Source organism: Paraburkholderia sp. UCT2 (assembly GCF_014397665.1).
GTDB lineage: Bacteria > Pseudomonadota > Gammaproteobacteria > Burkholderiales > Burkholderiaceae > Paraburkholderia > Paraburkholderia tuberum.
The window spans coordinates 1-7660 of the sequence record NZ_VZQO01000090.1; the positions used below are offsets into that span (position 1 = coordinate 1).

At 65.5% G+C, this 7660-nt stretch carries 5 protein-coding genes; 2 read left to right on the forward strand and 3 right to left on the reverse strand.

Annotated elements, in window-relative coordinates; all coding sequences use genetic code 11:
* Positions 1 to 212: 212 nt before the first annotated feature.
* From ahpF to prpR, 3 genes are all read right to left on the reverse strand, one after another.
* Positions 213 to 1811, reverse strand: coding sequence for an alkyl hydroperoxide reductase subunit F (gene ahpF, locus F6X39_RS35395; protein ID WP_187620048.1), 1599 nt, complete (start codon positions 1809 to 1811; stop codon positions 213 to 215).
* A 172-nt stretch (positions 1812 to 1983) separates the two neighbouring features.
* Positions 1984 to 2547 carry an alkyl hydroperoxide reductase subunit C gene (gene ahpC, locus F6X39_RS35400; protein WP_090809789.1) on the reverse strand — a complete coding sequence of 188 codons (564 nt, stop codon included), beginning with the start codon at positions 2545 to 2547 and terminating at the stop codon, positions 1984 to 1986.
* A gap of 149 nt (positions 2548 to 2696) precedes the next feature.
* Positions 2697 to 4718 carry a propionate catabolism operon regulatory protein PrpR gene (gene prpR, locus F6X39_RS35405; RefSeq protein WP_187620049.1) on the reverse strand — a complete coding sequence of 674 codons (2022 nt, stop codon included), beginning with the start codon at positions 4716 to 4718 and terminating at the stop codon, positions 2697 to 2699.
* Positions 4719 to 4918: 200 nt separating this feature from the next.
* On the opposite strand from prpR, the gene F6X39_RS35410 reads away from it, so the two are divergent.
* Positions 4919 to 5803 carry an oxaloacetate decarboxylase gene (locus F6X39_RS35410; protein WP_090810512.1) on the forward strand — a complete coding sequence of 295 codons (885 nt, stop codon included), beginning with the start codon at positions 4919 to 4921 and terminating at the stop codon, positions 5801 to 5803.
* A 295-nt stretch (positions 5804 to 6098) separates the two neighbouring features.
* Entirely contained in the window at positions 6099 to 7538 is a 1440-nt protein-coding gene (locus F6X39_RS35415; RefSeq protein WP_187620050.1) for an MFS transporter, read from the forward strand.
* Positions 7539 to 7660: the final 122 nt, after the last annotated feature.

A 7660-nucleotide genomic window follows, 5' to 3' on the forward strand; every position in this document is an offset into this window, starting at 1 on the left:
TTTGCTCCACGCTTCCTCCCCACGCTCGGTCACCCTTACGCAGTTGCGCTTCACTTCATTCGCTGTGGTCAGCTTATGGGAGGACTTGCACCTCCAGGAGTGCGCCCATGCTGGGCGCACACGAAAAAGGCCCGCACGAATGCGGGCCTTGTTGCATGCGCAAACTGAAACGGCGGCCCGCGGGCCGCCGTTTGCCTCTCTGATCTACCGAATCAAACCGCTGCTTCGGCTTCCACTTCCGCTTCGCTGACCGCCGCGACTTCTTCGCTGTTGCGGATCAGGTGATCGAATGCGGACAGCGATGCCTTCGCACCCTCGCCCACCGCGATCACGATCTGCTTGAACGGCACCGTGGTCACGTCGCCAGCGGCGAACACGCCCGGCACCGACGTCGCGCCGCGCGCATCGACGACGATCTCGCCATGCTTCGACAGCTCGACCGTGCCCTTCAGCCATTCGGTGTTCGGCACGAGACCGATCTGCACGAACACGCCTTCGAGTTCGACCGTCTTCACTTCGCCCGAAGCGAGGTTCTTGTAGACCAGACCGTTGACCTTCTTGCCGTCGCCGGTGATTTCCGTGGTCTGCGCCTGCGTGACGACCGTCACGTTCGGCAGGCTGCGCAGCTTGCGTTGCAGCACTTCGTCGGCACGCAGCGTCGCACCGAATTCGAGCAGCGTCACTTCGCGCACGAGACCCGCGAGGTCGATCGCGGCCTCGACGCCCGAGTTGCCGCCGCCGATCACCGCGACGCGCTTGCCCTTGAACAGCGGGCCATCGCAGTGCGGGCAGTACGCGACGCCATGATTGCGATACTCGCGCTCGCCCGGCACGTTGATTTCGCGCCAGCGCGCACCGGTCGCGAGGATGATCGTCTTCGCCTTCAGCACAGCGCCGTTGGCCAGACGTACTTCGATGATGCGCCCCGGAATCAGCGCTTCGGCGCGCTGCACGTCCATGATGTCGACGTCATAGGCCTTCACGTGCTGTTCGAGCGCGGTCGCGAACTTCGGTCCTTCGGTTTCGGTCACGGAGACGAAGTTCTCGATCGCCAGCGTGTCGAGCACCTGGCCACCGAAACGCTCGGCCACGACACCGGTCGCAATGCCCTTGCGCGCCGAGTAGATCGCCGCCGCCGCGCCCGCCGGGCCGCCGCCGACGATCAGCGTGTCGAACACCGGCTTGTTCTCCAGTTGCTTCGCGGCGCGCGCACCGGCGTTGGTATCGAGCTTCGCGAGGATTTCCTTCACGCCGCTGCGGCCCTGGCCGAAGGTTTCGCCGTTCAGGAACATCGTCGGTACCGCCATGATCTGGCGCGCGTCGACTTCGTTCTGGAACAGCGCGCCGTCGATCGCGACGTGACGGATGCGCGGATTGATCAACGCCATCACGTTCAGCGCCTGCACGACTTCCGGGCAGTTCTGGCAAGACAGCGAGAAATACGTTTCGAATTGATAGTCGCCGTCGAGGCTGCGGATCTGTTCGATCACCGCATCGTCGAGTTTGACCGGGTGGCCGCCGACCTGCAGCAGTGCGAGGACGAGCGACGTGAATTCATGCCCCATCGGAATGCCGGCGAAACGGATGCCGGTTTCTTTGCCCGCTTCGCCAATCGAGAACGACGGCTTGCGTTCGTCGTCGCCGCGACGCTCGATCACCGTGACGCGCTCCGACAAGGTCGCGATGTCGTTCAGCAGGGCCAGCAGCTCCTGGGACTTCGCGCTGTCATCGATCGACGCGACGAGCTCGATAGGCCTGCTAACTTTTTCGAGGTACGACTTCAGTTGAGTCTTGAGATTGACGTCGAGCATGGCGTTGCGATTCCGTGACGAGGGGTGTGGGTGTCCCGGCGCCGCACGCATCCGGATAGGACGTGTTGGGCCCCGGGACGCGCGAAGCACCGTATCAGGCGATTCGCGCGGTGAAGCGCCGGGAAGATCCCGGCAGATGCAGACTGCGGGTGCAGCGTGAGCTGCGCGGACCTTAGATCTTGCCGATCAGGTCGAGCGACGGGGTCAGCGTTTGCGCGCCCGGCGTCCACTTGGCGGGGCACACTTCGCCCGGGTGCTTGGCGATGTACTGAGCAGCCTGAACCTTGCGCAGCAGTTCGCCAGCGTCACGGCCGATGCCGTTGTCGTGGATTTCGCACAGCTTGATCTCGCCTTCCGGGTTGATCACGAACGTGCCACGCAGCGCGAGGCCTTCTTCTTCGATCAGCACGTCGAAGTTGCGCGAGATAGCGAGTGTCGGGTCAGCCAGCATCGGGTACTTGATCTTGCGGATCGTATCCGACGTATCGTGCCAGGCCTTGTGCGTAAAGTGCGTATCGGTCGACACGCTGTAGATTTCCACGCCCAGCTTCTTGAAATCTTCATAACGATCGGCCAGGTCACCGAGTTCGGTCGGGCACACGAACGTGAAGTCGGCCGGGTAGAACACGAAAACCGACCACTTGCCCTTCAGGCTTTCTTCAGTGACGGTCTGGAAATCGCCGTTGTGAAAAGCCTGTGCTTTGAACGGTTTGACTTGACTGTTGATGATCGGCATTTGCTGAATCCTCTCTTTGAGGGGGTTGGAAAGTGGAGCCAGTATGTCAGACTGCGCTTAATAGGTAAAGTGGATTGTGTTAATGAGTTCGATAGTCTGACCCTATTCATTTCGTCGGTCGAGACTATCGGGACGATTTGCCGGGCGTTTCAGCCCTTCAGAAGCCGCCACAGCGTGGTTCTGCCGATGCCGAGCGCTCGGCTCGCGGCGGCGCGATTGCCGCCCGATTGTTCGAGGGCGCGCAGCGCGTCCTCACGGCTGGGGGTGGCGCGGGGCGCCGTACTCCCGGGCGCAGGGCCCTGAGGCGCCTGTGTGATCTGCTCGACCTCAACTGCCCTCATCCGGAAGAACTCGGGAAACACGGCCTGCCGGTCTGGCAATGCGTCGGCAGTCAGGTTCCCGGACATCTCGTTGGTCGGGTCACCGATATAAATCGCCGCGCGGGCCAGGAGATTCTCCAGTTCACGGACGTTACCGGGCCACGCGTAATCCGCAAAAAGCGGGGAGAGAAACACAAGCACCCGCTCGAGCCCCGCCGCCGACAAGCCGTACTGCAGCGCGCTGCGCTCCAGCAGATGCCGCGCCAGCGGCGCGATATCGGCACGGCGTTCGCGCAGCGGCGGCAATTTTATCTGAAGCAGATTTAATCTGAAATACAGGTCCGCGCGAAACGCGCCCTCCTCGACGAGCGCGTGCAGATCGCGGTGCGTCGCGGCGATCACCCTCACGTCGACCGGCGTCGCGCGGCCCGCGCCGAGCTTCATCACCTCGCGCTCCTGCAGCACGCGCAATAGCCGGCTTTGCAGCGCGGCCGGCATTTCGCCGATCTCATCGAGAAAAATAGTGCCGGTGTGCGCGATTTCAAACAATCCCGGCTTGCCGCCGCGCCGTGCACCCGTGAACGCCCCTTCCTCGTGTCCGAACAGTTCGCTTTCGATCAGCCCCTCGGGCAGCGCCGCGCAGTTGAACGCGACGAACGGATTGCCGCGCCGCCGGCTCGCGTTGTGGATGCCCTGTGCGACCAGTTCCTTGCCGGTGCCGCTTTCGCCGCTCAGGAGCACGGTCGCATCGTGCGCGGCGCCGGCGCGCGCGAGCCGGCGCACGCGCTCGAGCGCCGCCGAAGCGCCGATCAGATCGTCGAGCCGGTGCCGCGCGACCAGATGCCTCGGCCGCTGGCTGGTGCGCAGGGAACGGTCGATCCGCTGCGCAACGAGCGCGTCCTGCGCCGTCACGACGAAACCGGCGCGCGCGCCCTGCTCGACGATCGGCACACAGCCGACGATCAGCGCGCGGCCGCCGATCTGTTCGATGCGCTCGTCGACCGGCTGGTCGGCGGCGCGCGTCTCGCGCAGCAGCGGCGCGAGCGCGCGCGCGACTCGTGCGGGGGTGTCCTCGTCGTCGTTTGGGACCGCCTGCGCGGTGCCTAGACCGAGCAGTTCGAGCATTGCCGGGTTGACGGCTTCGAGCTGGGCGGCTTCGTCGAACGCGGCGACGCCGTCGCGCAGATGCGCGACGATCGTGTTCAGGCGCACCCGCTTCGATTCCTTCTGGCGGCTCACGCGCGCCAGTTCGACCGAGCGCTCGAACGCTTCCTCGACCGCGGCAAGCGAATACAGGAACACGCTTTCCATGCCGGCCTGCTGCGCCAGATCGCAGGCCATGCCAGCGCCGACCACCACGCGGCAGCCCTGCGCCGCGAGTTCATCGACTGCGAGCCGCACTTCGTCGATCGACCGATACGCGCGCTGCCGCAGATCGACGTTCAAGAGCGGGCTCAGGTCGGCCAGCTCCTGCGCGATTGCTTCGTGCAGCACGAGCCCGATGCGCGCCTGCGGCCATGTGGCGGTCGCGCGCGTGATCGCGCTCAACACGTCGAAGCCATTCACCTTGACCATTACCACCGGCACGCTGAGGTTCTCGCGCAGGTACGCGCCGTTCGAGCCGGCGGACAGTACGACGTCGACCGAACCTGCATCCACGTAAGCCTGCAACGCGGCGACGGCCGCGCCGTAGCCCTCCCGCACCGTGAAGAACTTCGCCCGGCCCGCGTAGCGCGGCGCCACCGCCTCGCAAAGCGACTGCAGTCGGCTGATACTGACGAGTGCGACACCAGGCCGCCCGGCATCGACGGCGGGGCCAGGATTCGCGACAAATGGGGTGAACGTGGACACGCGGCCCTCCTTGATTGAAACGTTCCTCAAAACGTTTCATGAAACGTTCCACCGATTGTGCCATGAACGTCCAGGCAGGAGTTCATATCGCGCAAACCCTTGTTCCAGCGGCACGACCGGCGAACTGCCGTTCAATGGCACGCTTCCTGCAGAATGTCGGCCGCGTTCCATTACCGATTTCCCTTCTGGAGACCTCCATCATGACCACCACTTCCGCCACCCGCCGCGCCGCGTTCCGCGCCAAGGTCAATCAGCGTCAGGGCCTGCTCGTGCCCGGCGCGTTCAACGCGATGAGCGCGCGCGTGATCGAGGACGCCGGCTTCGAGGCGGTCTACATCACCGGCGCGGGCGTCACCAACATGTCGCTCGGTCTACCCGACCTGGGCTTCATCGGCCTTGCCGAAGTCGCAGAGCACACCGCGCGCATCCGTGACGCGGTCGCGCTGCCGCTGATCGTCGATGCCGACACCGGCTTCGGCAACGCGCTGAACGTGCGCCAGACCGTGCGCGTGCTGGAGCGCAGCGGCGCCGACGTGATCCAGTTCGAAGATCAGGTGATGCCGAAAAAATGCGGCCACTTCTCGGGCAAGGAAGTCGTCGCGGCGAGCGAGATGGTCGGCAAGATCCGCGCGGCTGTCGACGCGCGCGAAGACGCGAACCTGCAGATCATGGCGCGCACCGACGCGGCCGCGGTCCACGGCATCGAGGACGCGATCGAGCGCGGTCATCGCTTCATCGAGGCGGGCGCCGACATCCTGTTCATCGAGGCGACCGAATCGCTCGCCGACATCGAGCGTCTGCCGGGGCTGTTCAATGTGCCGCAGCTGATCAACATCGTGATCGGCGGCAAGACGCCGGTGCAGTCGCGCGACGCGCTCGCGAAGCTCGGCTACGGCATCGTGCTGTACGCGAATGCGGCGCTGCAGGGCGCGGTGCTCGGCATGCAGCGCGCGCTCGGCACGCTGCAAAGCAACGGCCGCCTCGACGAGGACGCGACGATCGTCGCGCCGTTCAGCGAGCGCCAGCGGCTCGTCAACAAGCCGCTGTATGACCGGCTGGACAAGGAGTACGCGGGGAAGGACTGACGCTCGGGCGGCGGCGCGGCGGTGCGACGCGCTGCATGCCTGCGCGATATGGAACCCGTTATTGCGTTAGGATTCAGGGCTGGCAATCAGGCAAGCTGATGTTCGCGTCAGCCCCGCCGCGACCATTCGCGGCGGCGGCCTCGTCCGCGGGGCCGCTCTCCCGGCTGCCGGCAGAAGCACGAAAACGCAAACGAAAGGTCGTCGCAAGCACCATGAGGTCAAACTCTTCACGCGCCCCGCGCGGGCTCGTCAATTGTCTTTCAGCGCGCACGCGCGCAGCACGGGAGCTCGCCCGATGAGCTGCAGCGGCACCCGCACCGCGCACGTCGGCTGGCTGCCGTACATCGTCGCGGCTACCTTCTTCATGGAGTACCTCGACACCACGGTGATCGCCACCGCGCTGCCGCAGATGGCGCGTTCGTTCGGCGTCGGCCCGAACAGCCTGAGTCTCGGCATGACCGCCTACATGCTCGCGCTCGCGATCTTCATCCCGGCGAGCGGCTGGGTCGCCGACCGCTGCGGCGCGCGCACCGTGTTCGTCAGCGCGATCGGCGTGTTCACGGTCGCGTCGGTGCTGTGCGGACTGTCGCAGAATGTGCCCGAGTTCACGGCCGCGCGGCTGCTGCAAGGCATCGGCGGCGCGATGATGGTGCCGGTCGGCCGTCTCATCGTGGTCCGCAGCACCGAGAAAGCTCGCATGATGCAGGCGATCTCGACGATCACATGGCCGGCCATCGCGGCGCCGGTGGTCGGCCCGCCGATCGGCGGCTTCATCACGACCTACGCGTCGTGGCGCTGGATCTTCCTGCTGAACGTGCCGTTCGGCCTCGCGGCGATTGCCGTCGCGCTCGCCATCGTGCCGAACCTGCGCGGCACCGAACGCAAGCCGCTCGACGTCGTCGGCCTGCTGCTGAGCGGCGTCGCGCTGACCGCGATTCTGTACGGCGCGGAACTCGCGAGCCAGCCGACCACCAATCCGTGGCTCGCGGTCTCGATCGTGGCGGGCGGTCTGCTGGTCGGCGCGCTCGCGTTCCAGCATGCGAAGCGTCATCCGTATCCGCTCGTCGACGTATCGACGCTGAAGGTGCCGACGTTTTCCGTGACGGTCATCACCGGTTCGTTCACGCGCATTGGCATCGGCGCGGTGCCCTATCTGATGCCGCTGCTGTTCCAGGTCGGTTTCGGGCTGTCGGCGTTCCGCTCGGGGCTGCTGCTGCTCGCGAGCGCGCTCGGCAATCTCGGCATGAAGGCGCTGACTACGCGCATCCTGCAGCGCTACGGCTTCCGGATGGTGTCGATCGTCGATGTGGCGGTGGCCGGCATTTTCATCATCGCGTGCGGACTGCTGACGCCGGACGTGCCGCTCGCGTTCGTGCTGATCGTCGTGTTCGTGTACGGCGTCGCGCGCTCGATGCAGTTCTCGACGCTCGCGACGCTCGCCTATGCCGACATCCCGCAGCCGCAGATGAGCGCGGCGAGTACGCTGTGGAGCGCGGCCGCGCAGATGACGATCGGTCTCGGCATCGCATTCGGCGCGGTGTCGCTGCGCGTCGCGGCGCTGTTCAACGGCGAGACGACCGGCCACGTGTTCACGCTCGACGATTTCCGCCTCGCGTTCCTGTTCGCGGGCGTGCTGACGCTGCTGTCCGTGCTTGGATATATGGGGCTCGCCCGCAATGCTGGGCAGAGTATCGGTGGGGGTTCGCGCGGCGGCGAAACTCCGGCGAAGAGCTAGGGCCTGTTCACGCTAATAACGGGCTTGCGAACGTGCCTTTGCGCGCGTAGTGCAAGGAGAGAGGAGCGCCGTTTGGCCGAGCCAAACAAGCGACGACCGACGCCGCAATACGGGCGCAAAGG